Origin of the sequence: Streptomyces sp. NPDC046985, assembly GCF_040644415.1 — a bacterium.
In the GTDB taxonomy this organism is placed as follows: Bacteria; Actinomycetota; Actinomycetes; order Streptomycetales; family Streptomycetaceae; genus Streptomyces.
Genome location: NZ_JBEYWK010000025.1, coordinates 52085 through 76855 on the forward strand (window position 1 = coordinate 52085; position 24771 = coordinate 76855).

General features: G+C 74.6%; 20 protein-coding genes. 7 read left to right on the top strand and 13 right to left on the bottom strand.

From position 1 onward, the window contains the following. Positions 1–62: 62 nt before the first annotated feature. The 3 genes from ABZ861_RS27675 (at position 63) to ABZ861_RS27685 (ending at position 4326) form a co-directional block, all read left to right on the top strand. Positions 63–3398, top strand: coding sequence for an amino acid adenylation domain-containing protein (locus ABZ861_RS27675; protein ID WP_361635423.1), 3336 nt, complete (start codon positions 63–65; stop codon positions 3396–3398). Continuing rightward, positions 3395–3844, top strand: a complete 450-nt coding sequence (locus tag ABZ861_RS27680) for a hypothetical protein (RefSeq protein ID WP_361635426.1) — start codon at positions 3395–3397, stop codon at positions 3842–3844. The genes ABZ861_RS27675 and ABZ861_RS27680 overlap by 4 nt, the downstream gene beginning before the upstream one ends. Before the next feature lie 62 nt (positions 3845–3906). Further along, complete coding sequence (locus ABZ861_RS27685) at positions 3907–4326, top strand: RidA family protein (RefSeq protein ID WP_361635429.1); 420 nt, start codon at positions 3907–3909, stop codon at positions 4324–4326. A gap of 65 nt (positions 4327–4391) precedes the next feature. On the opposite strand, the gene ABZ861_RS27690 is transcribed toward ABZ861_RS27685, so the two are convergent. Continuing rightward, positions 4392–5624: a helix-turn-helix domain-containing protein gene (locus ABZ861_RS27690; protein ID WP_361635432.1), complete on the bottom strand. Its 1233-nt coding sequence runs from the start codon at positions 5622–5624 to the stop codon at positions 4392–4394. Between the two features lie 317 nt (positions 5625–5941). Between ABZ861_RS27690 and ABZ861_RS27695 the strand changes: the two genes are divergently transcribed. The 3 genes from ABZ861_RS27695 to ABZ861_RS27705 all read left to right on the top strand — a co-directional run bounded on the left by ABZ861_RS27695 (position 5942) and on the right by ABZ861_RS27705 (position 8441). Then, complete coding sequence (locus ABZ861_RS27695; RefSeq protein ID WP_361635435.1) at positions 5942–6124, top strand: hypothetical protein; 183 nt, start codon at positions 5942–5944, stop codon at positions 6122–6124. A gap of 524 nt (positions 6125–6648) precedes the next feature. Next, positions 6649–7875 carry a helix-turn-helix transcriptional regulator gene (locus ABZ861_RS27700; protein ID WP_361635438.1) on the top strand — a complete coding sequence of 409 codons (1227 nt, stop codon included), beginning with the start codon at positions 6649–6651 and terminating at the stop codon, positions 7873–7875. After that, entirely contained in the window at positions 7872–8441 is a 570-nt protein-coding gene (locus ABZ861_RS27705) for a hypothetical protein (RefSeq protein ID WP_361635441.1), read from the top strand. Before ABZ861_RS27700 ends, ABZ861_RS27705 begins: the two co-directional genes overlap by 4 nt. 94 nt (positions 8442–8535) lie before the next feature. Here ABZ861_RS27705 and ABZ861_RS27710 read toward each other — a convergent pair whose 3' ends face one another. The 12 genes from ABZ861_RS27710 to ABZ861_RS27765 all read right to left on the bottom strand — a co-directional run bounded on the left by ABZ861_RS27710 (position 8536) and on the right by ABZ861_RS27765 (position 23010). Beyond that, positions 8536–10212, bottom strand: a complete 1677-nt coding sequence (locus ABZ861_RS27710) for a zinc ribbon domain-containing protein (RefSeq protein WP_361635443.1) — start codon at positions 10210–10212, stop codon at positions 8536–8538. Next, the gene (locus ABZ861_RS27715; RefSeq protein WP_361635446.1) at positions 10209–10820 is read right to left on the bottom strand and encodes a phage tail protein; all 612 of its coding nucleotides are present in this window, start codon (positions 10818–10820) and stop codon (positions 10209–10211) included. Before ABZ861_RS27715 ends, ABZ861_RS27710 begins: the two co-directional genes overlap by 4 nt. Beyond that, the gene (locus ABZ861_RS27720; protein ID WP_361635449.1) at positions 10820–12781 is read right to left on the bottom strand and encodes a putative baseplate assembly protein; all 1962 of its coding nucleotides are present in this window, start codon (positions 12779–12781) and stop codon (positions 10820–10822) included. Before ABZ861_RS27720 ends, ABZ861_RS27715 begins: the two co-directional genes overlap by 1 nt. Beyond that, entirely contained in the window at positions 12781–13215 is a 435-nt protein-coding gene (locus tag ABZ861_RS27725) for a GPW/gp25 family protein (protein WP_361635452.1), read from the bottom strand. The genes ABZ861_RS27720 and ABZ861_RS27725 overlap by 1 nt, the downstream gene beginning before the upstream one ends. 40 nt (positions 13216–13255) lie before the next feature. Continuing rightward, positions 13256–15163 carry a VgrG-related protein gene (locus tag ABZ861_RS27730; protein WP_361635455.1) on the bottom strand — a complete coding sequence of 636 codons (1908 nt, stop codon included), beginning with the start codon at positions 15161–15163 and terminating at the stop codon, positions 13256–13258. Further along, positions 15163–15888, bottom strand: coding sequence for a LysM peptidoglycan-binding domain-containing protein (locus tag ABZ861_RS27735; protein WP_361635458.1), 726 nt, complete (start codon positions 15886–15888; stop codon positions 15163–15165). Before ABZ861_RS27735 ends, ABZ861_RS27730 begins: the two co-directional genes overlap by 1 nt. Before the next feature lie 55 nt (positions 15889–15943). After that, positions 15944–16366 (bottom strand): phage tail protein, encoded by a 423-nt coding sequence (locus ABZ861_RS27740; protein ID WP_361635461.1) that lies wholly within the window; start codon positions 16364–16366, stop codon positions 15944–15946. Between the two features lie 17 nt (positions 16367–16383). After that, positions 16384–17688 carry a hypothetical protein gene (locus tag ABZ861_RS27745; RefSeq protein WP_361635464.1) on the bottom strand — a complete coding sequence of 435 codons (1305 nt, stop codon included), beginning with the start codon at positions 17686–17688 and terminating at the stop codon, positions 16384–16386. 2493 nt (positions 17689–20181) lie between these two features. Beyond that, entirely contained in the window at positions 20182–20340 is a 159-nt protein-coding gene (locus tag ABZ861_RS27750; RefSeq protein ID WP_184969035.1) for a DUF6760 family protein, read from the bottom strand. Next, entirely contained in the window at positions 20337–20858 is a 522-nt protein-coding gene (locus tag ABZ861_RS27755; RefSeq protein WP_361635467.1) for a hypothetical protein, read from the bottom strand. Before ABZ861_RS27755 ends, ABZ861_RS27750 begins: the two co-directional genes overlap by 4 nt. Continuing rightward, the gene (locus ABZ861_RS27760; RefSeq protein ID WP_361635470.1) at positions 20858–21301 is read right to left on the bottom strand and encodes a phage tail protein; all 444 of its coding nucleotides are present in this window, start codon (positions 21299–21301) and stop codon (positions 20858–20860) included. Before ABZ861_RS27760 ends, ABZ861_RS27755 begins: the two co-directional genes overlap by 1 nt. A 95-nt stretch (positions 21302–21396) precedes the next feature. Beyond that, entirely contained in the window at positions 21397–23010 is a 1614-nt protein-coding gene (locus tag ABZ861_RS27765; protein WP_361635473.1) for a phage tail sheath subtilisin-like domain-containing protein, read from the bottom strand. Positions 23011–23333: 323 nt separating this feature from the next. On the opposite strand from ABZ861_RS27765, the gene ABZ861_RS27770 reads away from it, so the two are divergent. After that, positions 23334–24758: a hydrolase gene (locus ABZ861_RS27770; RefSeq protein WP_361635475.1), complete on the top strand. Its 1425-nt coding sequence runs from the start codon at positions 23334–23336 to the stop codon at positions 24756–24758. The last annotated feature ends 13 nt before the right edge of the window (positions 24759–24771 follow it).

The following is a 24771-nucleotide window of genomic DNA, read 5'->3' on the forward strand; positions in this document are numbered from 1 at the left end:
CCCCCGCCACCGCTGACGCCGAGAGCCCGGCACCCCCTTGGCAAGGACGGGAGAGACAGAGCATGCGACCCGATCCGCAGTGGACCGCGGGCCCCCCGAACACCGCCCCCGCGGGCGGGCTGCACGAGACGTTCGCCCGCTGGGCCCGCGCCCGGCCCGGCGCGACGGCGCTCGTCGAAGGCGACCGCACGGTGACCTACGGCCGGCTGGACCGTACGGCAGACGCCTGGGCCGCGGACCTGGCCGAGGCCGGAGCGGGCCGCGGCGACGTGGTGCCGATCCTGCTTCCCCGCAGCGCCGACCTGGTCACCGCGCTCCTCGCGGTGCTCAAGACCGGCGCCGCCTACTGCCTGATCCCGCCGGACTGGCCCGCGCGGCGGCTGCGGGACGTGCTCGCCGCGCTCCGCCCGCCGCTCGTGATCGCCCGCACGGGGCAGGAGACGCCCGGGGAGACCCCGCCGCCCGTGTGGTCGCCGCCCGCGAAGTCGCCCGCGGCCCCGACCGGCTTCCGCCCCGCCCGCGTGGACGGCGCCGACCCCGCCTGCGTCTTCTTCACCTCGGGAACGACCGGCCGCCCCAAGGGAGTTCTCACCCCACACCGCGCGACGGCGCGCCTCTTCCAGCCCGGCACGTTCGCCCGCTTCGACACCGGCACCGTGATGCCCCTGGCCGCCGCCACTCCCTGGGACGCCTTCTCCCTCGAACTGTGGTCGGCGCTCCTCAACGGCGGCGCCTCCGTGATCGTGACGGAGCCCTACCTGTCGGGCGCGGCGCTCTCCGCCGCCGTCTCCCGGCACGGCGCGGACACCGTCTGGCTCACCAGCAGCCTGTTCAACATGATCGTGGACGAGGCGCCGGACAGCTTCCGCGGACTGAGCCAGGTGGCCGTCGGCGGCGAACGCCTCTCGGCCGGCCACGTCCGCCGCTTCCTGCGCCGCCATCCAGACGTCCTGCTCCTCAACGGCTACGGACCGGTGGAGAGCACCGTGTTCGCCACTGCCCACCGCATCACCGACGCCGACTGCGACGCGCCCGGAGGCATTCCGCTGGGCCGGCCCGTGCCGGGAACCGAGGTCCACGTGCTGGACGGCACGCGGCCGTGCGCGGTGGGCGAGACCGGCGAGATCTGCCTCGCCGGCGACGGCCTCGCACTGGAGTACGTCGGCGACCGGGCGCTCACCGCCGAGAAGTTCGAGCAGGTGCGCCTCGACGGCCGGACCGTGCGCGTGTACCGGACCGGAGACCTCGGGCACTGGAGCGAGGACCGGCTGCTCCGCTTCGACGGCCGGGCCGACCGCCAGCTCAAGATCCGCGGCCACCGCGTCGAACCGGCCGAGGTCGAGCGTCAGGCGGAACGGCTGCTCCCGGACGTACGGTACTGCCGGGTGCTGCCCCGCGGCGGCGCGGACGGAAGTCCCGAACTCGTCGCGTTCTGCGTGCCCGTACGGCCCGGCGACCCGCTGGAGGGCGCCCTCGCCGTGCTGCACGACTGCCTCGTCGCCTATCAGCGCCCCGCCGCCGTGGTGTCCGTCGAGGCGTTCCCGGTGACCGCGCGGGGCAAACTGGACGAGCGCGCGCTGCTGGCCCTGGCCCAGCCCTCCCCGGCCGGGCCGCCCGCCGTCGACGGGGCCCGCCCGCAGGACGTCCACGACCCGGTGCTGCGCGCCGTGGACGAGGCGTTCGCCGCCGTGCTCGGACGCGACGCCGTACCGCTCGACACGCCGTTCGTCCGTCTCGGCGGCACGTCCCTCGGCGCCGGCCGGCTGTGCGCCCGGCTGACCGCCCGGCTCGCGCGGCCCGTCCCGCTCTCCTGGCTCTACGCGCACCCGACGGCCGCCGCACTCGCCGCGCGGCTGACCGAGTCGGCCCCGCTGCCCGAGGCGTCCCGGCTGCCCGCGTCGGCCCCGCTGGCCGAGGCTGCTCGGCTGCCCGAGGCAGCCCGGCTGCCCGCGTCGGCCGGACCGCCTGAAGCGGCTGGGAAGCCCGAGGCCGCCGGGACGACTGGGGCCGCCGGGACGACTGGGGCCGCCGGGACGACCGGGGCCGCCGGGACGACCGGGGCGGCCTGGCCGACCGAGGCGGCGGCGGCCGCGGACCCGGACGACGTGCCGTTGACGCCCATGCAAGTGGTCTACCTGACCCGCCAGTTGCTCGATCCCGACGATCTGACCGCGCACTGCCTGCTCACCTGGGTGATCGAGGGCGACCTGGACGTCCGCGCCCTGGAGGAGGCCGTGGCCGCCGTCCACGAGCGGCACGAAGCACTGCGCTCCGCGTACGTGCTCGACCCGAGTCCGGCGTGCCGGCCCGGCGACATCCCCGCCCCGCCGCTGGAGGTCCTGCCCGAGGCCGACGGCACGGAGGAGGCGGTGGCCGCGCTGCGCGCCCACCTCGCCGAGCCCCTTTTCCCGGACCTGGCGGAGGTGTGGCGCACGGTCCTCGTCCCGGTCCGCGGCGCCGCGTCGGGGCCGCGAACCGCGGTGTTCGGCTGCGCGGTGCACCACGTCGCCTTCGACGGGTGGTCCGAGCAGGTCCTCGCCGCCGACCTCGCCGCCGCGTACCGGACCCACCGCCCGCCGCGGCGAGAACGGCCCGGCGCCCCGGCTGCGGCGCTCGGTCCGCGGCCGCCGCTCGCGGAGCTGCACCGCCTGCGGCGCGAACGCCGACAGCAGATCGACCTCGCGACTCAACGCGATGTCCTCAAGCAGGAGTTGACGGGCGTCCCGCCGCTGCGCTGGCCCGTCGCCCCTACCGTGCGCGGGGCGGGAGCGCCGGGCCGGGTCGAGCATCACCTGCCCGGTCCCGTGGTCGAGCGCGTCGACGCCGCGGCCAGGCAGGCGGGCGTGACCCGCTTCGCGGTCCTCCTCCAGTCCTGGGCCGCCGCCCTGGCCGAGGTGACCGGCCAGCGGGACTTCGCGGTGGGCGTCCCCGTCGCCCAGCGGGACGGACCGGAGCTGGAACACGCCGTCGGCTGCCACATCACCATGCTCTGCCTGCGCATGCGCGGTCCGGCGCTGGACAGCGGCGCCGCCGCCGTCGAGCACGCCGGGCGCATCGCGGCGCGCGCCTTCGCCGCCCAGGACGTGCCGCTCCCGGAGGTGCTGCCCCTCCTGGACGTGCCCCGCGACGGCCGCCCGCCGCTCTACCAGACGCTCTTCGCCTGCCAGGACAACGCCCCGCCCGCATGGGCCATACCGGGCGCACGCATCGCTTTCGTGCGCCAGCCCTACCTCGGCCTCCCCCTCGAACTGCACGCCGAACTGTGGCCGGCGGACGGCGGCGGGCTGCGCCTGGAGGTCGCCTTCCGGCCGGACGCCGTGGCCGAGAGCACGGCCCGGGACGCGGCCAAGCTCTTCCTGGAACGCGTGCACACGCTCGCCGCGGGAGTCCCGTCATGACCGCCCTCATCGAGTCGCCCGCACGACTCGACCACCCCGAACTCCACGCCACCGGCGACCCGCACGGGCACTGGGCATGGATGCGCGCGTACGCCCCCGTCCGCTGGCAGCCGCCCGGCGCCGTGCCCGGCTTCTGGTCGCCGACCCGCTACGAGGACGTCCGCGCCGTCTGCCGCGACGCCGCCGCGTTCAGCTCGGCGTACGGCGTGCTGCTCCGCGGCCTCGACCTCGGCGACGACCCGGGCGGCGGCCTCACCGTCGCCCGCACCGACGCCCCACGCCACCGGCGCCCCGCGCCACCGGCGCCCCGCGCCACCGGCGCCCCGCGCCACCGGCGCCCCGCGCCACCGGCGCCCCGCGCCACCGGCGCCCCGCGCCACCGGCGCCTGCGCTCTCTCGCCGTCAACGGACCGGAGAGGCCGCCGGTGCGCCTCATCGCCAGGTGAGGGCCGCTGCGGCCCGACGTCCGCCCCGCCACCCGTCCACCCCCGCACGGAGGAGTCCCGCCATGACGGAGCACCGCACGCTCGACCGGCTCACCCATCTCTCCGATCCCGAAGGGGTCGCCCCGAGTTCCGGCTACACCCACGTGGTCACCGGGACCGGACAGGTGGCCGCGATCTCCGGGCAGATGCCGTTCGACGCCTCCGGCGAGCTGATCGGCGCCGGCGATCCCACCGCGCAGGCGCGTCAGGTCTTCCAGAACATGGAACGCTGCCTCGCCGCCGTCGGCGCCGACTTCGCCCACGTCATGAAGCTCACCTACTTCGTCACCGACATCGCGCACGTCCCGCAGATCCTCGCCGCCCGCGACGAGTTCATCGACATCGCGCGCCCGCCCGCCAGCACCGTCGTCCAAGTGGTCGCCCTGTACCGCCCCGATCTCCTCCTGGAGGTCGACGCGCTCGCGCTGCTGAGCGCCGAGTGAGCGGGGCCCCCGCCTGACCGTGCCGGTCTGCCGCCCGGCGCCGCGAGCCGGCGCCGGCGTCTGCCTCAGACGGCGCCGCTGGGGTTGCGGTCCGTGCGCTCCAGGGCCTCGGCCAGCACACGCCAGACCTGGGCGGCCAGGTCCAGGTTGGAGTCCTGGTGGGCCTCCTCGCCGAGCTGCTTGAGCCGGGCGAGTCCCTGCTCGCGGTGGCCCTCCTCGATCAGCAGCAGGCTCTCCAGCAGGCTCAGCCGGACCTGGTCGCGGTAGCTCAGCGCGAGGCGGTCGAAGTCCCGCCGGTCCAAGATGTCCCTGGCGTCCGCGAAGCGCCCCTCCTCGAAGGCGAGGCGCGCGTTCAGCGACAGCAGCTCCTGCTGCTGGAGCGGCGTGCCGACGAGCGAGAGCGCTTTGTCGGCTTCGGCGAGGCACATCCGGGCGGAGTCCGTGAGCGGCGGCCGGGCGTGCAGGTACAGGGAGGCGGCCGCGAGCCGCAGCCGGGCCCAGAGCAGCGGATCGAGGCGGCTGTCCAGCGAGTCCATCGCCTGCTGCACGAGGGCCCGCGCGCCGTCGATCTCGCCCTGGCGGGAGCGGACGGTCGCCGCCGCCCACAGGGCCTCGGCGCGCAGCGCGTCCGAGCGGTCCGCCACCAGGGCGACCAGTTCGTCGACGTGGGCGCGGGCGTCGGGCAGCCGGCCGGCCTCCGCTTCGACGGAGACGAGCGTCAGCAGCGACCTGCCCAGATCGGCCGTGCCCACGCCGGACCCCTTGGCCATGCGGTAGGCGTCGACCGCCAGTTCCAGCGCCTCGGCGATGTCGCCGGTGGACCGCAGGCAGCGGGCCAGCTCGGTCCTGGAGCGGCACTGCAGAGCGGGCAGCGCCAGGCCGTCGGCGATCCGGACGGCCTCCTCCAGGCTGGCCCGCTCCTCGGCGTGCTCGCCGCGCCGGTGGCGGAACCGGGCGATCAGCCACAGCGCCTGCCAGCGCAGCAGAGGGTCCTCGTCCTGGCCGGAGGCGAGGGCCGACACCACCGCGTCGACGCCGTCGTCGCCGTCCGTGGACGTGGCGACGCTCATGGCCTCGCTCAGCGAGCTGCTCGGGCTCGGAGAGAAGAAGGCCGACCGGTCGACGTCCAGACGGTCGGCCAGGTAGGCGATGACGCGCTCGGTGGGCTGCCGGGTACCCGATTCGAGGCGGGACAGGTAGCCCGTGGACAGCTCATTGCCGGCCAGCGTCGCCTGGGAGAGTCCCCGCTTCAGCCTCAGTGCCTTGAGGCGGCCCCCGAACGACGTCTCTACTGGCATGTCGCACCCGCAATTCGTTCTTGGAAGTGCTCTAGCGGTCTGCTGGGGCACGCTGGCGATGCATTGCCCACATCCTAACGGGAGTGTGACCAGCTAGGGAACGCCGGGCGGGGGTCTGTCAGGCAGCGACTTGCCTCCTGCCGCCTCGCAGGATTGGCAAATTTGGCAAGTGATCTTGGCAATGTCCTTGTCATGCCGTCAAGGGGACCATAGATTGGCGTGCAGCAAGTCGGCACCAGGCGCCTGGTCCGCGGGGTCGCTTCCCGATCCCGCATCGCACTCCTTGATTCCCGCACCGAATCGTTATTGGAGCACTTATGCGCGTGCACGTCTTCGCCGCCACCGTTCTCGTCGCCACGGCCTTGGGGGCCGCCCTGCACGGCCCAGCGTCCATCGACTGGCCAGCGGCCGGGCACACGCTGTCCGCCTCCGTCGCCGCGCCGTCCCCGTCCGGCCTCCGCGCGTCGAGGGACGGGACCGATGACATCGACTGGCCGTGACGCGCGCGGTGACGCGCGCCGGAACGCGCGGCCGAGCCCCGGAGAGCCGGCGCGTCGCCGGCTGAGCGCTCGGAGTCGCCGTGGCGCCGGAGGCGGACGGCGGGCACGCCCGGACAAGGGCGCCCGCCGTCCGCTTCCGCGTGCGCCGGGCGCGGTCGCGCTCTGATCGAGCGGCCTCCGGCGTGACGCGGCTCGGCGGCCCGAACCCTGCCGACGCGATGCCCACCGAGGTTGTCACGGGTTTCCAAGTGAGGCAAAATGGGGGAAGAACTGGTGGTGACACCATAGAGAAGTCTGGGAAAGGAGCAGGCGCACGGCCGTGGCAATCGATCGTCGCCGCGTGCTCTTTGCGCGGAGGCAGGCTGACTGAGCCTGGCCCCGTGCTCGCCGGCGCAACGGGGGCAAGGCGCTGACCTGGATCGCCGTACACGGGACGTCGCCTGCCGTCGGCGGGCTCCCGCACCCCCCAAGAGACGGCCGGCGCGCTCCTGTCGAGAGCGTCGGCCCCAGGCCCCGAGGTTCAGATGCTGGAACAGCCGTATTTCGGGCAACGTCTGCGCGCACTCCGTCTGGGCCGCTCCCTGTCCCAGGCGGCCCTCGCCGGCGCCGAGATGTCCACCGGTTATCTGTCACGCCTGGAGTCCGGCGCCAGGCCGCCGAACGCCAGGATCGTGAGATATCTGGCCGAGCGGCTCGGGGTCCCCTTGGCCGCCTTCGAGCCCGATCAGGGCCCAGGGCTCGCGGAGGTCCTCGCGTCCGTCACCTCCGTCCCGGACGAGGACCTCGACGAGGGCCTCACCGGTCTGCTGGCAAAGGCGCTGAGCGCCGACGGGCGCCGCGATCCGGCGCTGCGCTGGCAGGCGCTCTGGCTGCTCGCCCGGATCCGCGGCAGGCAGGGCCAGTACGAGCAGGAGTTCGTGCTGCTCGCCGAACTGTCCGACCTCGCCGAGACCTTACGGGTGCCCGAGCTGCGAGCCCGCGCCTACGCCCGTCGCTCGCGGTGCGCGCTCAACCTGGGGCAGGTCGAGCAGGCCCGCGAGTACGCCGCCGACGCGGTGGCCGCCGCCTCCGGACTCACCCTGCCCGACCAGGCCGCCGCGCTGCTCACGCTGGTGTCCGCGGAGGCGGAGGCGGGCTGGCTGGCGCAGGCTCGGGCGCATGCGGAGCAGTTGTGCGGGCTCGCCGAGCCGGCCGGCGGCGCCGCCTTCACCACGGCCCTGTGGGCCGCGGCGACCGTGGCGATCCGGCAGGGCGCGTACGCGGAGGCGACCAAGCTGATGGACCGCGCCCTGGAGAACCTGGACAGCCACCAGGATCTGGCCCTGTGGCTTCGGCTGCGGCTTGCGTCGGCGTCCTTGCAGTTGCAGATCGTGCCGCCGCAGACGGACGACGCGCGGGCCGCGTTAGAGCACATCGGCCCGGCCCTGGAACTGATCGGCACTGAGGTGCACCGGCAGGAGGCGCTCGTGGTGCGGGCGCATCTGGCGTACGAGGAAGGCGACTTGGACCGGTCCCGGGAACTGTGCGCCGAGGCCGCGGCCTGGGACGTCAAGCTGTCCTTCCGGGACCGGACCAGACTCCAGATGCTGGAGGGAAAGCTCGACATCCTCGCCCACCGGACGGACCAGGGGGTCCAGCGCATGCGCGATCTGGCGGAGCAGGCCCACGCGGCCCGGCACGTCGAACTCGCGGCCGAGATCTGGCGCAGCCTCGCGGAGACGCTGGAGGAACGGCGCCGGAGCCGGTCATGACGACGACGGGCGGCCGCACCGCTCCGGCGCCGACCACACGACCTCCGCTTCAACTGTCCACGGTGCACCCCGGGGCGACGCGCCGCTACCGGCTGGCCGGGTTCACGCTCCACCCCCAGATGCGCATGGCGGGCGCGGTCGACCGGTCCGCGCTGCCCGCGGTCCGGGGACTCCGGGAGGGCGGGGCCGAGGACTTCGCGTGGATGGACCGGCTGGACGAGCGGCTCCGCGGCGGGGGCCACGGCCCGGACCACGCCTACATGCTCGACCGCCTGCGCCTCGTCGTCTCGGACGACCCCAAGCGCCCCGGGTACGTCTACATCGACGAGGAACTGGGGCAGGGCGTGCTGCTGGCCGCCGAGGAGGAGCGGACCTCGCAGGACCTGCTCTGGGAGGCCCTGGCCGCCGCCCGCGACGACACGCTGGTCAACTGCATCACGACCGCCGACCACTGGGCGGTGGGCGTCGGGCTGGCCGCCCGCCTGGACATCGGCCAGGAGGGCTATCTCGCGGTCCGGGGCATGGGGGAGCCGGCGCCCTATCTCGCCAGCGGGCACTTCCTCTGACGGCGGGCCCGCCCGCGGCGCCCCGCGCCGTCCCGGCTCACCGGCCTGCGCGCGCCGCCAGGGCGCCGCGTCCGACGGCGCCCTGGCGAGGCGGTCAGGACGCGTGGGACGGGCCGAAGAACTCGATCTCCGCGATGGCCACTTGCTTGGTCGGGGCCGGCAGGTAGGCCGACTTCAGGGTGAAGCGGACCGCGGTGACCTCGCCGACGCGGAACGGGACGCGCTGGGCGCCCGCGCCCTGGTCCAGGTTGAGCTCCCGGGTCGTCGTCTTGCCGTTCGCGCCGGTGACGCGCACCTCGACCCGGTGCGGGAGCGCGGACTTGGAGAGCTGGTCCGGGCGGGTCGACTCGCCGGGAGTGATCAACAGGTCCAGCAGCCGCGTCGGTTCGGCGAACCGCGCCTCGATCCACTGGCCCTGCGCGGACTCCGACACCCCCGGCCCCCACCAGGTGTTGTTCAGCTCGTCGAAGGCCAACTGCGGCCTGTGGCCCGGGAAGGAGCGGGAGGCGCCGTAACTGTCCGGGGCGACCGGGGAGCGCTTGGCGAAGTGGTCGCGGGTCGCCTGCACGCCCTGGGGAATGTGCACGACCAGATAGACGAGCAGACCCAGCGCCAGCGCGGCGCCCAGCCAGCCCAGGACGCGGTCGAAGACGCGGCGCAGGCGCGGCCGGTCACCGGCCCACGGGGTCTCCTGGGCGCCGAACCACCGCAGCCGCCGCCACCAGGGCAGTCGCCCGGCCACCGGGCCGTCGCCGGCCATGGGCATCGCGCAGCGCGCGCAGAAGTGCCGTTCGGGGCGGTTGGGCGTCGCGCACCACGGGCAGGGCGTGCCGCCGTGCGCGCCCAGCTCCTCCCCGGGCGCCCGCACGGTCTGCGGGCGCCGGTGCTCCGGGAGTCCGGGCAGCACCGGTTCGACGGAGCGAGGCGCGTCCGGCCGGGCCTCGGGGTCGGCGACGGGGACGAGGAGACGGCGGGCCCGGTCGGTCAGGCCGTCGTCACCGGCGTCGCCGCCGGAACCGGGTGCGGCGGGCGCGGCCGGGGACGGCGGCGTGGCGCGCTCGGCCGGGGACAGCGGTACGGCGCGCTCGGCCGGGGACAGCGGTGCGGTGGGCGCGGTCTCGGACAGGGCGCGGGCCGCCTGGCGCTGGTCGTCCGGCGTGGACGCGGGATCTCCGGTGCGGCCGGCGTGCGGCGTGCGCGAGGCGGGGGCGGCCGGATCCGGCGCCGTACCGGAGGACGTCGCCGCCCAGCCGCCGTGCCCGTCACCCCCGTTCGCGGAGCCCGAGGCGTCCGGGGCATCCGAGGAGCCCGAAGAGCCCGAAGAGCCCGAGGAGTCCGGTGCGTCTGAAGCGCCCGGCGCCTTCCGGGCATGCGAGGTCCCCCCGGTCGCCTTTCCGACGGCCCTGCCGGTCGCTTCCCCCGCCGCGGCGGGCGCCGTACGGCTCGCGTCCCCGTCCTGCCCTCGGCCCGCGGCCCCCGCCTCTCCCGGGTCGCCGGCGCCCGCGGTCCGCCCCGTCCGCGCGGCGGCCGGCGTCGCGTCCGCGGAGGCGGCGCGCGCCTGCGGCCGGCTCCCCGACGTCCGGGCGGACGCCTGGGCGGACACGCGGGCAGGGGCGTCCGCCCCCGTGCGGGCCGTCGTCCCGGCCGCCGGGGAGGCGGCCGCGGCGGCCGCCCGGTCCTTCCAGCCGAGCACCGCCCCGCAGGCGTCGCAGAACGACTGGCCCGGTTCCGCGCGGGCGCCGCATTCGGCGCAGTTCTGCGAGGTCGTCATCGCTCGGAGGTCCTTTCGGTGGGTACGGCGTCCTCGGCGTTCCCGGAGGCGCCGTCGGCGTCGGCGCGGTCCACGGCGATCACCCGGACCGTGTACGGCATGTGGGCGGGGCGGGCGGCGGCCACCAGGGCGTCCAGGCGGTGCCGGTCCGCGGGGGTCGGGTCGGGCAGGCGCAGACGCACGTGCAGCGCGGGCCGGGCTTCGCCGGGGAACGCGCCCAGCGGCCGGGCGCTCCAGGACGCCCCGCCGCTCTCGGTGATCTCCGGGCGCACCCCGAAGGCGAGGCGCACCGCCTCCGCCAGGCCGTGCCGCGTGCCGCGGATGCGGTGGAGACGGGCGGCGGCGGCCACGGCGGCCCGCAGCAGCGGCGCCCGCTCCACGCCCTCCGTCTCGGCCCCCACCCAGTCGCCCAGCCACTCGGCGAAGTCGAGCGGGGCGAGCGAGGGCCGGAAGTACGTGTCCAGACAGTCGAGAACGCTGAGCACAGGCGCCAGCACCTCGTCGAGTCCGCCGACGAAGCGCTGTGCGAGGTCGTCGTCGGCGAACACGGCGGGCAGCATCATGCCGATCGGCGCGGACGACGCCAGGCCGTCGATGGAGCCTCGCATCAGGAACCGTCCCCGATCACCCGGACGCGGTGGTCGTAGGAGAACACCACGGACGGCGCCGACAGGTCGATGCGGTCGGTCGCGTCGCCGCGCTTGCCGGTGAGCGGATCCGCCGGGTGCAGCCGCACCTCGTCGACGAGTTCCACGCCCGGCACCCGCTGGAGCACCGCGAACACCTCGCCGCTCTGGACCGGGCGGCCGAACGGCCAGCCCGCGCCGTCCGCGCCGCCGGTGAGCGGGTCCAGGTGCCGGTAGAGGGCGTCGTGCGCCTCCCGGCGGACCCGGTCGGCGTCCACCCCGCGGAACGCGTGCACCGTGGCCACCACCGTCACCCCCTGGTAGTACGGCGGGCCGACCGCCAACCGGGTCCCGATCAGCCGCCGTTCGTCCAGGTACCGGGTGATGCGCTCCAAGAGGCCGTCGCCGGGCACCAGTTGCTCGAAGCGGAGCCGGCCGCCCGGGTCGGCCACCGCCTGCGGCACCACCAGCACCCGGACCGCGTAGGCCCCGTGCTCGCTCTCCTCGCCCTCCAGGCAGGCGATCCGGGCGGTCTCCGGAGCGGCGCGGCGGGCCAGTTCCTCGTAGTCGCGCAGGGTCACCGCGCGTTCCTGGGCGCGCAGCGTGATCGGCGCCCGGACCTTCGCCTCCTCGACCGTCTCGCCGTCCACCCCGCCCCGCGCGGCCTCCCGGTTGACCACCCCCGCGACGTACGGGATGGAGGTGCGCAGGATCTGCACGGCGCCCCGGGCCACGTTGCCTGCCCGGCCGCCTCCGGTGCGGTAGCGGCGGGCCCTGATCGGGGTGCCCTTCGCGGCGACCGCCCCGAACTGGCGCAGTGAGCCGTCCGGTTCGCGCACCGCAGGACCGAAGGCGATCTCCCCGGTCGTGGCGTCCACGGTGACGTGCCGGTCGGAGGGCCGGGAGGCCGCGAAGTCGGGCACCACCCGCCAGTCCGCCCACCCCTCGTACTCGGCAGTCTGGAGCAGCACCGGCGGCTCGCCGCCGACCACCGGCGCGTGCGCGAGGCGCAGCCGCTGTCCCGGCAGCCCGGTCGACTCGCCCAGCGCCTCGTCGCGCACGGTCTCCGCGTGCACGGCGGTCGTGGTGCCGCCGACGGTGAACGCCTCGGCCGAGCGGATCGTCGGGGAGGTCGTGTAGAAGGGCTGCCCGGTCAGCGGCTCGGTGACCCGGCAGCGCAGCCAGCCCGCCTCCTGACCGGCGTTGCGGGACAGCAGGTGCCCGCCCGGGACGTGCAGGACCACCTCGCCCGGCCGGTTGAGGCCGCCGGTGCCGTCCCGGTCGACCTCGCAGAGCCGCCACCCGTCCGCCGTCCACGCCTCCCACGCCAGCGGGGGCTGGCGCGGGTCGACGCCGACGCCGTCCACCCGGCTGTCCAGGTCGAGAGCGACCGCGCAGTGCGGCACGGCGGCGGTCAGGCCCAGCAGCATGCTGTCGCCGGGGCTCGGCGACTCGGCGAAGCACAGCACGTCCTTGTCCTCGTCGGCGAGGTCGTGCGTGCGGTCGACGGCCGTCTCGCCGCGACGCTGCACCAGCAGGCGCCGCAACTGGCTGGGCACGATGGCCAGCTCGCGCTCGGTGGCGAAGACGACCGCCTCCTCGCTCTCGGTGCGCACGGTCGCCGTCTCGGCGCCGGCCGGCACCCGCACCGGCTCCGTCTGCGGGGCCGACAGCCAGAACGTCACGTCCGTGCGCGCGGCGGACGGCGGGAACAGGGTGATCCCCACCAGGTCCAGGAAGGCCAGATGGTTCTTCTCCGGCACCCGGTTGAGCCGGTACACGATCTGGTCGGCCATGTGCGCGACCGTCTCGATGAGGGTGACCCCCGGGTCGGAGACGTTGTGGTCGGTCCACTCCGGGGCGCGCTGCTGTATGTAGCGCTTGGCGTCGTCGACGAACTGCTGGAAACGGCGGTCGTCGAGATTCGGGGAGGGCAGGGCCATCAGCGATCGCTTTCCGGAGCCGGGGAGTCGCCGCCCGGCTCGTCGTGGGACGGAATGACGTAGAAGGGGAAGACCAGGCTGCGCGGGTTGTTGGTGCCGCGGATCGAGTAGCGGACGTCGATGTAGAGGACGCTCTGATCGCCGCCCGCCGTCACCTCGACGTCCTCGACCTCGATGCGCGGCTCCCACCGGTCCAGGCTGACGTAGACCTCGTGCTGGATGCGGCCCGCGGTCTGCTCGTTGACCGGCGCGAAGACCAGGTCGTGGATCGCGCAGCCGAAGTCCGGCCGCATCGGGCGCTCGCCCGGCGCGGTCGACAGCACCAGCCGGATCGCCTCCTCGACCTCCCGCTCGCCGCTGACCAGGGCGATGCCGCCGGTCGGGCCGATCCGCAGCGGGAACGACCAGCCGGAGCCCACGAACTGTTCGGCCATCAGCGACCTGCCCGCCTTTCCCGGCGGCCCGTGCGCGCGCTCATACCGGCACCACCATCACCTGCATGCCGTTGGACGTCAGCTCGCCGATGATCGGCACGGTGACGGCCCGGATGCCCACGTCGGCGACGGACGTGATCTGAACGGTCCCTTCCGCGGTGAGCGACGCCTCGGCCAGCGCCGCCAGGTTCAGGGCCTCTCCCGCGTCCACCGTGACCGCCCCGAGGGAGCTGACGTTGACCAGGCTCCTTCCCTGGATGGCGATCTCTCCGCCGCTCTTGATGGTCAGGTTCCGCCCCGCGCTCAGCGTCATGTCGGCGCCCGCCCTGACCGACACCGACCTGCCGCCCTCGATGCTCACGTCGCCCTTGCTGTCCACGGTGATCTTCGTTTCCGTCCGGTCCAGGTCGATCACCAGCTTGTCGTCGCCGGTGGCGAGCCGGACGCCCTGCTTGCGGCCCGCGGCGGTCCGCTGGCTCAGCAGGTCCAGACGGTTGCCGGTGCGGTCCGCGAGCGTGTGCCGGGTCGCCTTCTTCTGCACCCCGTCGTGCAGCGGCACATCGCTGACCCGGGTCGGCTTGTCCCGCCCGTTGTAGAGCCCGCCGATCACGAACGGGTGGTCCAGCGCGCCCCGGTCGAAGGCGACGAGCACCTCGTCCCCGACGTCCATCGGGAACACCCCGCCGCCGTCCAGACCGCCGAGCTGCACGGTCCGCGTCCAGTCGCTGACGTACACGTCGTCGAGCCAGGGGAAGCGGAGCTTGACCCGTCCCTGCTTCAGCGGGTCCCCGACGTCCGTGACGAGCGCGTTGGCCACGCTGGGCAGCCGGGGAGCGGTGTCCGCGCCGCCCGAGGACAGCCCGTACAGCGACCGCCACTGCCGGCCGCTGACCGTCACCCACGCCTCGTAGTGCATGCCGTCGCCGAACACGTGCCGCACCGAGGTGGCCGTGTACTTGCCCTCGAACGGAGTCCCCACGTCCGCCAGCGCCACCGGAACTCCCGGTCGCAGCTTGGGATTTCCCCGCACCACGACCTCCATCTCGGCGAACGAGGCGGTGACGTCGTCGGCGAGGGCGTCGGCCGCGAACCGCACCTCGTTCTGCTTGTCGTAGGGCGTGTCCGTGCCGACCAGGCGGGTCGGCTTGAACCTGCCCGCCGCGGCGCCCGGCGTCGCGCCGATCCCGATGCCCGGGTTGGCGCTCGCGGTCGCGGTGGCCGTCAGCTCCTTCTTGGTCGTCACGTCCCAGCCGCGCGCCTCGACCTTGCTCACCTGGTCGGCCGCGGTCACCGCGGACCGCAGCCGCAGGATGTCGTGCCCCGCCTGGAGCACGAACGGGCTCTTGTCGCCCTCGGTGTCCGGGGAGGGCGCCCCCGACGCCGAACGCGGCCGCGTGAACTGGAACTTCCCGTGCGCGTCGACGGACATGACCATCTCGTTCTCGTCCGCCAGCCGCGCCAGGAAGTCCCAGTCGGTCACGTTGGACTGGCTGATGAACTCGTAGACGGTCCGCGTCGACTCGATCCGGCCGATCGGCACCCCGTCGCTCGCGGCCAGCTTGCGGGCGATGTCGGACGCGCTCTGGTTGCGGTAGGCCGCGACCCGGCGCTGGCGCAGCAGCCGGTGACCGGCGTCGTAGCCGCGGATCACGGTGAACGTGCCGGTGCCGTCGTAGTCCGCCTCCAGGCCGGTGACCTCGCCGGTCAGCAGCGGATCGGAGGCGCCCTGCCCGTCGGCGACCGGCGCGATGACCACCTCGGTGCCGAAGGTGACGTTCATCTTGCCCAGCAGCAGCCGGTAGGGGTCGCGGAAGGTCAGACGGAACGCGGCCGGCACCCCGGCGCCCTGGTCGACGTAACTGTCCACGAGGGCACGGGCGAAGTCCGGCGGCGGCTTGGCGCCGCCGATCCGCACGTCGACGACGTTGGAGAAAGCGGTCTTCGGCATCAGGAACGCACCTCCTCGACGGCTGGCAGGACCAGTTCCGTGCCCGTCGGCAGATCCGCCGGGTCGTCGATGCCGTTGGCCTCGGCGATGGCCCGCCACACGGTCGAGTCGCCGTACTCCCGCCAGGCCAGCGACTGGAGCGAGTCGCCCGCCACCACCCGGTGGACCCGCTGCGCGGTCAGCGCGCCGGACGTCGGGTTCTGCCCCCTGGTCCGGCTGGGGATCTCGTGCAGTTGCAGTTGGCAGGTGGCGCGGATCGGCACGCCCGTCGTGCCGAACAGGGTGTAACTCGCCTGCACGGAACTCACGTACGCCGTGAACCGGGCCGTGGAGAACGAGCCCCACTGGAGCACCACCCAGGGCGGGGACGGCTGCTTGGCGGCGATGCTCTTCGCCGTCGTCTGACAGCAGTCGAGCAGCGCCTCGACCTTCTTCAGCACGGTGTTGGCGGTCGGCTCGTTCGACGAGTCGAGGAAGATCTCCAGACCCATCTCGCGCGGTTGCGCCCCCATGAACTCCGGCAGGGAGCCGTCCCGTTCGATCTGCGCGGGCGTGGCCTTCCACTCCGCGCGCCGGGTCAGCGAAAGCTGCGCCGGGTTGAAGTCGAACCCGAAGGTCTTGATGATCCCGCCCGGCGTGGTGCTCGTGCCCACCGGCGGCTCGTGGATCGCGAGACCGGCCCGTACGAGGCTCTTGCCCGCGCCGCCCCTGCTGCCCTTCGCCATGTCGTGCCCGTCCCCTTGTGTCCGTCTCAGTCGTCTCAGTTCGTCTCGGTCCGTCTCAGTCCGTGAATCCGTGGTGGGCGATCTCCAGCACCTCGGTCGCCACGGCGGGGCTCGCGGGGTCCAGCGTGGGGCCGGTCCAGCTCACCGGCAGCACCTCGATCAGGCCCCAGCGGGCGACCTCCGAGCCGTCCGCGCGCAGCGCCGCGATCTGCGCGGTGGGGCGCTTGATGCCGGTCTGCACCGACGAGATCCACTTGGCCACCTTGGCGGTGTCCGGGGTGAGCGGACGGGTCAGCCGGATCGTGGAGAAGGTGACCCGGGTGGGCAGGTGCCAGACGAAGCCGTTGTTGCCGCCCTCCTGGCGCTGTTCGACCTCCACCTGCGACGAGAGCCCCTCGCAGCCGTTGAAGTAGCCGAGGCTCTCGCCGTCGATGCTGAGGGTGAACCAGATGGTGGAGCCCGGATCCTGGCGGGACATCGCGGCGGGCCTTTCTGTCAGTGGCGGGGATCGCGGAGGCGGCCTATGCGTTCGCGGTCCATGCGCAGTTCGGTGCGGATCAGCCGGGTGACGCGGCCGATGATGCGGTGCACGAGTTCGTCGAGCTGGAAGTCGGTCAGCTCCCTCGGGTCGAAGGCGCCGCCGGGGATCTCGGTGTACGCGGGCGGTCCGGCGCCGTCCGGGGGCGCCGTGTACGCGGGCGGCGGCCCCGGCGGCGATCCGTGCGGCGGTGCGCTGTACGAGGGCGGCGGCGTCTCGGTGGGGCGGCCGCCGGCCGGTCCGTGATCTCGGCTCAGGTTGTCGGCGAGGGTGGCGGCGGCCGCCGAGGCCAGGGCGCCGACGCCCGAGTGACCGCTCGCGCGGTCGCCGCGGCGGCCCGACGACGAGGACGCGTGCCTGCGCCAGAACCGCTGGACGGGGAGGGGTTCCGCCGACGCGGCGGCGCCTGGCGACCGGGGAGTGGGAGCGGTTGCCGCGCCGGATCCGGTGCTGGTTACGGTGCTGGTTACGGGACCGGCTGCGGCGGTCGTGGGCGGGGGAGGCGGGGCGGTCGCGGCGCCCGGCGTCCGCGCCGCGTGGTCGACGGCCGCCGTGGGGGCGTTCTGGGGGCCGCGCGACGACCTCTTGACCGCCCGCTGCACGACCGGCGGACCTGCCGGTCCGGGCGCTGGGGGCGGCGGCGCGGCAGCTCGGCCGGGGCGCGCGGGCTGGACCGGGGCCACCGGTCCGAGGCTCGGCGCGGCCGAGGTGGGCGACACCGGTCCGGTGGTCCTCTGGACCAGGGGAGCGGCGGCGAAGGGGGGAACGGCTCCGTATGGCGGCGACGCAGCGGCTGAGGACCCGAGGGTGGACGCCGTAGGGAGGGCGACCTGGCGAACCGGGGGCGCCGGGGCAGCGGGCGGGGCGGCGTCGGCGGGGACGGTCCGGATCGGCGCACCGAGCGGGATCCGGCGGGGGGACACGGCCCGTTGCACGGCGGGGCTGGAGCTGGGGCTGGTGTTGGCGTCCCTGCTGGAGGTGGCGCCGGTGTCCGTGGTGGAGGAGTTCGTACGGCGCTGGACGGGGAGCCCCGCCGGTGCCCGGGTGGGCTGCGGCGCGGCCGCGGACGCGGAGGGCTGCATCGGGAGCGAGGCCGGGGCGGCGGACACGTCCGGGGCGGGCGTCGCCGTCTGCGGCGCCGACCGCGTCGACGGCGTGTCCGTGCCGGTCGGCGGGGTCAGCGGGGTCGGCCGGGACGACGCGGCCGGTTCGGTCCCTCCGGGGCGCCGGGTCGCTTCGGTCGATTCCTTCGGTCGGTTCACGGTACGTCGCTGGACAGGGGCGCCGGGCCGGGGAGCGGGGGCCGCTCCGGGGGCGGGCGACGAACTGTGCGGCTGCGGCTGCGGCTGCGGCTGCGGCTGCGGTTGCGGAACGGGCCGGGTCTGGCCTTGGCGACCCTGCTCGCCGCCGTCGCCGGCGGAGCGCGCGGGCTGGTGCTGAGAAGACGGTGTGGGACGGGGCGCCCGGGAGACGGCCCCGGACTCCGGCTGATGCGGGCGGGCGCCGGTCCCACCGCCCTGACCTGATGTGCTGACGGCACGTTGAACAGCGGTGAGAAACGGGGGAGTTACCCCCGGAGTCGGCTGGCCGGGCGGAGCGGTCGCCTGTGAGGAAGGGGAAGGCGCGGGCGAAGTCGACGACGGCGCCGGACGGGACGGAAGCGGCGCGCCGAGGCCCGAGCGCGGTGCCCTGCCGCCGGTGCTGCGTTGGACGCGGGGTGCGTCGGCGGAGGCGCCCGTGGCCGCCCGGCGACCCGGGGCGGCCGTCGGCTGGGGCGCGTCCGACCCTCGGTTCGGTCCGCCGGACGAGGGGGTGGGAGGGCTGAAGGGGGAGCTAGGTGAAGGGAGTTCGGGGTGCGGGGAGGAAGCGGGAGTGCCGGTGGCGCCAGCCGGGCGGACGTCGGGGGACGCCGCCGACGCGGGCCCCGCTGTCGTACGACTGCTCGCTGCCGGGGTGGGTGCGCCGGGGTCGGCCGGGCGTCGCTGCACGGTCGCCCGCGCCTCCGCACGGGACTGGCCGGTGCCGGTGGAGTGGGCAACATCAGTCTGAACCACACGGGTTGGCGCTTGATCGGCCCCCGGTGTTCCGTTGCCTGACCCCGCGCGGGCCGCCCCGGTGGTCGTTCCGGTCGTCTTGGCGGACCGCTGGACGGGCGAGGGCGCCGACGCGGGCGTGGCGGGGGTCGGAGCAGCGGTGCCGGATGAGCCGGGAGGCACGGCGCTGGCGTCGCGTCGACCTTCGCGCCCCGCCGCCCCGCTCGCGGGCTGCGCGGCGGCCGGGCGGGCGGCAGCCTCGCCGTCTGCCGACACGGGCAGCCGACGTGCCACGGGCAGGGCGCGGCGCTGCACCGCAGGCGCTGCGGTCCGGGCGCTGGTGAAGGAGCGCGAGAGGGGCGCCGGGTCCGTACCGGCGATCCGCACCCGGAGTCCGGAGGCGGGAGGCGGCGGTACGGCCATCGACGAGGCGACCGGCCGGGGCCGTACGACGGCCGAACCCCCGGCGGAGCCCGACATGTTCGGCACGTCGGACCCACCCGAGGCGCTCGGTGCGCTCGGTGCGCCCGGCACGTGAGGCGCGGCTGGTCCTTGGGCCTCGGACGCCGACCGCTGCACGACGGGCGCCGGACCGGTCGCGGCGGCGCTGGAGCCGGGGACGGCCGGGGAGAGGCCGCCGGAGCCCGTACGACCGCGCGCGGCCCCCGTCCCGGTGCCGAGCCCCGTTCCGGTCCCGGTCCCGGCGCCAGTTCCAGGACCGGCCAGGCGCGCTTCCTGCTGCGGCGCCGGGAGCATCCTGGGCCTCACGGGCCCCGCGACAGTGGCAGCTCCTGTAGCAGCGGCAGCTCCCGTGGCAGCGGCAGCCCCCGTGGCAGCGGCAGCCCCCGAGGGAGCGGCCGACCCGAGGCGCCTCCGCTGGACCCGAGTCGGACCCGCCGCCGCTGCGGACACCGTCCCGGTGCGCCCCTCCGCACGGGCACCCGTACCGGCGCCCGCACCCGGACCCGCACCCGGACCCGCGCCGGAACCCGCACCCGGACCCGCGCCGGAACCCGAGGCCGCACCCACACCCACACCCGCGCCCGAACCCGCACCCGCCGCCGGGGCGGCGGGACGCGGGCGGCTCGTGTGCGGCGTGACGCGGCGCTGCACCGACGGTGCGGCGGGGCCGGGCTGGACCGGACCCGTCGGCGGCAGCAGCCGTAGCGGCGCCGCCGGGGCCCGTTGGACCGCCGGGGCCGGACCCGCGAGGGGGAGCCCCCCGGACGGGAGTTCCAGGCCCGCCACCGGACGTGCCGCGGCGGGCCGGGGCGCGCTGCTGGTCAGTTCGCCGCCGGTACGGCCGTTCAGCACGGCGGGCGACGTCGCGGCGGTGAACGACGGGTTCTGCCACGTGGGCAGCCGCCCGCTGAAGGCCGCGTCGGACACGCCGGCGCCGCCCGCGGCCAGGCTGCGCTGGATCGGCGCCAGCCCCGGCCAGGCTGGTATCAGACCCGGCCGGGCAGAAGTCGTCCCGGCGGCCGGCACGCCGCCTCCAGCCCCGCCGATGCCGCCTGCCCCGCCGATGCCGCCGGTCCCAACGGTCCCGCCGGTCCCGAAGTCCCCGGACGACGCCCGCGCGGCGACAGCGGCCGTGCTGGCAGCCGTACGCGCAGTCACCGCCTGCGCGGGTGTCGCCGCCTCCGCCTCCGTGGGCGCAGCCGCCTTCCCCGCTCGGCCGGTCGCCGCGCCCGCGCGCAGCCGGTCCATGAGCCCCACGCGTCAGCCCTCCGACGCCGCGCGCGTCACCAGGGACGCGATCTCGCCCGTCCAGCGGCGGCGGTCGCGGTGTTCCAGGTCCAGGATGTCCTCCATGCTCCAGTGGAAGTGGTAGGCGATGTACGCGATCTCCTCGTGCAGCCGGTCGGTCGCGTACGTCACGATTCCCCCAGGCGGCTCCCGCCGAGTTCCACCTCGAAGGACTCGGAGCAGTGCGGGCACTGGACCGCCGCGCGGGTGTGGCCCTCGGCGTTGATCTGACGGTAGAAGTCCTGGAGGAACGCCAGGTCGGAGGCGAACATGTTCTCCACGATCCCGTCGTGCACCATCGGGAGCGTGCCGAGCCGGGTGATGACCCGGCCGAGCAGGACGACCGAGAGGAACGCCGGGTTCTCCTGGACCCGCACGTCCCGCAGCGGCACGAGTTCGTCGCGCGCCGTCGACAGCCGCATGACGCCGTCCCGGTGGACGGCGCCCGACTCGTCGACGTAGCCGCGCGGCAACTGGAACGGGAACTCGGTGCGCAACTCATCCTGACGGTAAGGGGCTTGCTGTGCGGCTGGCGCCGCCGCGGCGGCCGGGACCGGCGCCGCGGCGTCCGTTCCCGTGCCGCCCGGGTCCACGGCGTCCCCGTCGGAGGGGGCGGGCGCGCCGGACGCCCTGGAGGACGTGCGCCGCATTACTCGATGACCAGTTCTTCGAACGTGATGGTCACGGTCTCGGTGAGGGCGGCGGCCTCGCCCGCCTTGACCGTGCTCGCGTCGATCTTGCTGCACCAGGCGTTGCGCAGGTGGTAGCGCTTCACCGGGTTGTTCTGGAAGTCCATCATGATGATGGAGGCGTTCTTGCGGGCCGTGGACATCTGGCCGGTGATGGACTCGTTGATCCACTGGGTGAAGGACGCCGACTGGGTCATGCCCCGCACCACCGTGCAGGTGCCGTTCTTCTTCACGCCCGGCAGGTTCTTGACCACGTTCTGGCCGCCCGGGGTGTTCTGCTGGTAGGTGATGACGTCCTGCTCGATGCTGAGGCCGCTGACCTCGGCCAGATACTCGACCATCACGCCGTCGATCTGGAGGCCGAAGTTATGTGAGGTGAGGGCGTCACCCGGCTGGAGACTCATGCTGCTCGCTGTCCTTCTGGATCAGAGGTGATCAGAGGTGATCAGTGGTGGAAGTAGCGTGGGAGGGGGCGGAGTTCGGGGCCGCGGTGCGTCTCCTACTCCTCCAGCTCACTGCTCCCGCTGGAGAACTGGGCCAGCCGGAAGATCACGAACTCGGCGGGCTTGACCGGGGCGATGCCGATCTCGCACACCACCCGGCCGACGTCGACCGACTCCGGCGGGTTGGTCTCCTCGTCGCACTTGACGTAGTACGCCTCCTCGGGCCGCTGCCCGAACAGGGCGCCGGCCCGCCACTCGTTGACCAGGAACGCCGAGATGTTGCGCCGGATCCGGGCCCACAGGGCGTGGTCGTTCGGCTCGAAGACCACCCACTGGGTGCCGATCAGGATCGACTCCTCCAGGTAGTTGAAGTACCGGCGGATGTTCAGGTAACGCCAGGCCGGGTCAGAGGAGAGGGTGCGGGCCCCCCACACGCGGATGCCGCGGCCCGGGAAGGCGCGGATGCAGTTCACGCCGATCGGGTTGAGCAGGTCCTGCTCACCCCGGGTGATCTGGATCTCCAAGTCCACCGCACCGCGCACCACTTCGTTCGCGGGCGCCTTGTGCACGCCGCGCTCGGAGTCGTTGCGGGCCCAGACGCCGGCCACGTGTCCGCTCGGCGGCACCAGCCGGGTCTGGCCGCTGCTCGGGTCGAAGGTCTTGATCCACGGGTAGTACAGCGCCGCGTACTTCGAGTCGTAGCCGGCCGTCTCCTGCCGCCATACGCGGATCTGACGGGCGTTCATGCCGGGCGGCGGGTCGATGACGGCGACCCGGTCGCCCATCAGCTCGCAGTGCGCGATCAGACCGAGCTGGACCGCCTTGACGGACTCCAGGTCGATCGCCCCGCGCTGGTAGGCGGCCATCAGGTCGGGCACCGCGACCATGGAGATCTCGTCGACGGCCTCCAGGCCGCCGAAGCCGGTGCGGTCCGCGGAGTCGCCGAGGTAGTGGGCCGGTCCCGGGTGCGTGGTCTCCGCGGTGCGCGAGGGCGCCGCCGGGGTCGCGGCGGGAGCGGAGGGAGGGGTGGGGAGGGCGAGCGTCTGGTTGTCCGGCCGGGCGAGCTGCGCGGCCGGCGCGGCCTCGGTCACCGTGATGAGCCTGGAGCGCTCCTTGACCTGCGTGACGACGTAGTTGCGGCCGCCCTTCTTCGCCGTGACGTCGAAGGTCTCCACCGCCTTGTCGCCGTCCTTGACGATGAGCCGGAAGCGCTCCGCCGGGCCCTCGCCCTCCGGGTCGGCGACCTCGACGCTCAGCGTGCCCTCGGCGCCGGGGGCGACGGCCGTCACGGAGAACGTGCCGAGCTGGCGCGGCTCCGCCGCCGGAAGCTCGGCCGGGGCGGCGGACTCCACCGGCGTCGCGGCGGACCGGCCCGCCGAGCCGTTCTGCGCGGCGGCGTCCTCGGCCGAGCCGCCCACCCGGACCACGTAGGCCGCGGTGCCGCCGTTCTGGAAGAAGCCGTAAACGGACGGCGCGAGGTAGTACCCGTCGGTGAACTCACCGAAACTCGCGACGTACTGGCTCCAGTTGGTGACCAGCGTCGGCTCGTTCAGCGGGCCGGTCGGCGCGAGTCCCACGAAGGCCGCGACCGACGTGCCCACCCCCTCGATGGGGCGCGAGCCGCTGGCCACCTCCTCGACGTAGACGCCGGGCGACAGGTAGGACGGCATGCTCTGCTCTCCTCAGGGGTACGAGACAGGAATACGTCCAGCGTCACGCGCGTGAACCGGCGGCGGAACGCCCTCCGGGACCGGATCGGGGGCACATCCGTTGCCCCGAAGGGCAACGTGCCGTGTTCCGGGGGCCGGTGACCGTCCTCCTGCGCTGCTTCGACGCAGACGGAAGGGGCCGGTTTCACGGCGGTCCGCGCACCGGTTTCACGGCGGTGCGCGCACCGGTCCGCTCACCGCGCCCGGCGACTGTGCCCCTCCGGGCACGCACACTGCCCCGCGGTCCGCTGACCCGCCGCGCCGCCCCGGTCTAGCGTCGAGGGGTGACCCTGTGGACTTCTCTCGAACCCGCCTCGACGACCGTGGACGCGGGAAGCAGTACGACGGTGCGACTGCGGGTGCGCAACACCGGCGACGTGGTGGACGAGTACCGCTTCGAGCCGGTGGGGCCGCTGGCGCCGTGGACGACGGTCGAGCCTGCGACGCTGCGCCTGTATCCCGGCACCACGGGAGCGGTGGAGCTGCGCTTCGCGCCGCCGCGCTCCCCGGACGCGACGGCGGGACCCAACCCGTACGCGGTGCGGATCACGCCGACGGAGCACCCGGAGGCGGTGACCGTCCCCGAGGGCAACCTCACCATCACCCCGTTCACCGAGGTGCGGGCGGAACTGGTGCCGCCCACGGTGAAGGGACGCTTCAGGGGGCGCCCCCAACTCGCCGTGGACAACGTCGGCAACACCCGCCTGACGGCCTCGATCGCGGGCAGCGACAACGGCGACCAGCTCTCGTACGAGGTCCGCCCCGGCAGTGTGCAGATCGAGCCGGGCCGCGCGGCGTTCGTGAAGGCGACGCTGCGGCCCCGGCGGATCATCTGGTTCGGCGCGAAGCAGCAGCGCCCCTTCACCCTGTCGGTGCTGCGCTCGGGCGTCGAACCGCTTCCCGTCCAAGGCACTTACGTGCAGCGCGGGTTCCTGCCCCGCTGGCTGGCGACGTTCTTCGGCGTGCTGACCGGGCTGGCGGTGACGTTCGCCATGCTGTGGATCGCCTACAAACCGGGCGTGGACAGCGGCGCCACGGAGAAGGTCGCCGTCGGCGCGACCCTCGCGCCCAGCACCTCCCCGACGGTGACCCCGCCCCCGCCGCCCACCGCTGTCGCCCCCACCCCGCCGGCGCCGCCGCCGACGCAGAAGAGCGACGACGGGGGCGGCGGCAAGGGCGGGGGCGGCGGTCCGGCCCCCACCGTCACCAAGAAGGCGCCCGAGGACACCGCCGCGTCGGCCGTGCGGCGCCTCGCCGACGCCGACCCGGCCGGGCGGCACATCTGCTACCGCGCCTTCGTCAGCGGGAAGGGCTGGCAGAAACCGGTGTGCGACGGCACCACCGCGGGCACCGTCGGCCTCGGCCTCCCGATCAAGGCGATCAACATCGCGGTGGCCGGGGCGGGCGGCACGGCCGCCAACGCCTTCCTCCACAAGGACGGTTCGACGGGCGGCCAGGGGCAGTGGTCGCCGCGCTGGACGGCCGTCGTCGCCGACGGCAGGGACGACTACATCGGCAGCCCGAAGCCGGAGGACCCGTACATGTCGGGCTTCGCCGTCGACGTCGGCACCGGCGACGTGTGCGAGGACAACCTCGTGCACGGCCGCCAATGGGGCGGAAAGAAGTGCGCGAAGCAGCGGCCTGAGTTCATCTTCGGCGGCGCGCTGGAGAACGACGTGTGGCTGGAAGCCTTCAGGCTCAAGGTGTGAGAGGCCGGGCCGG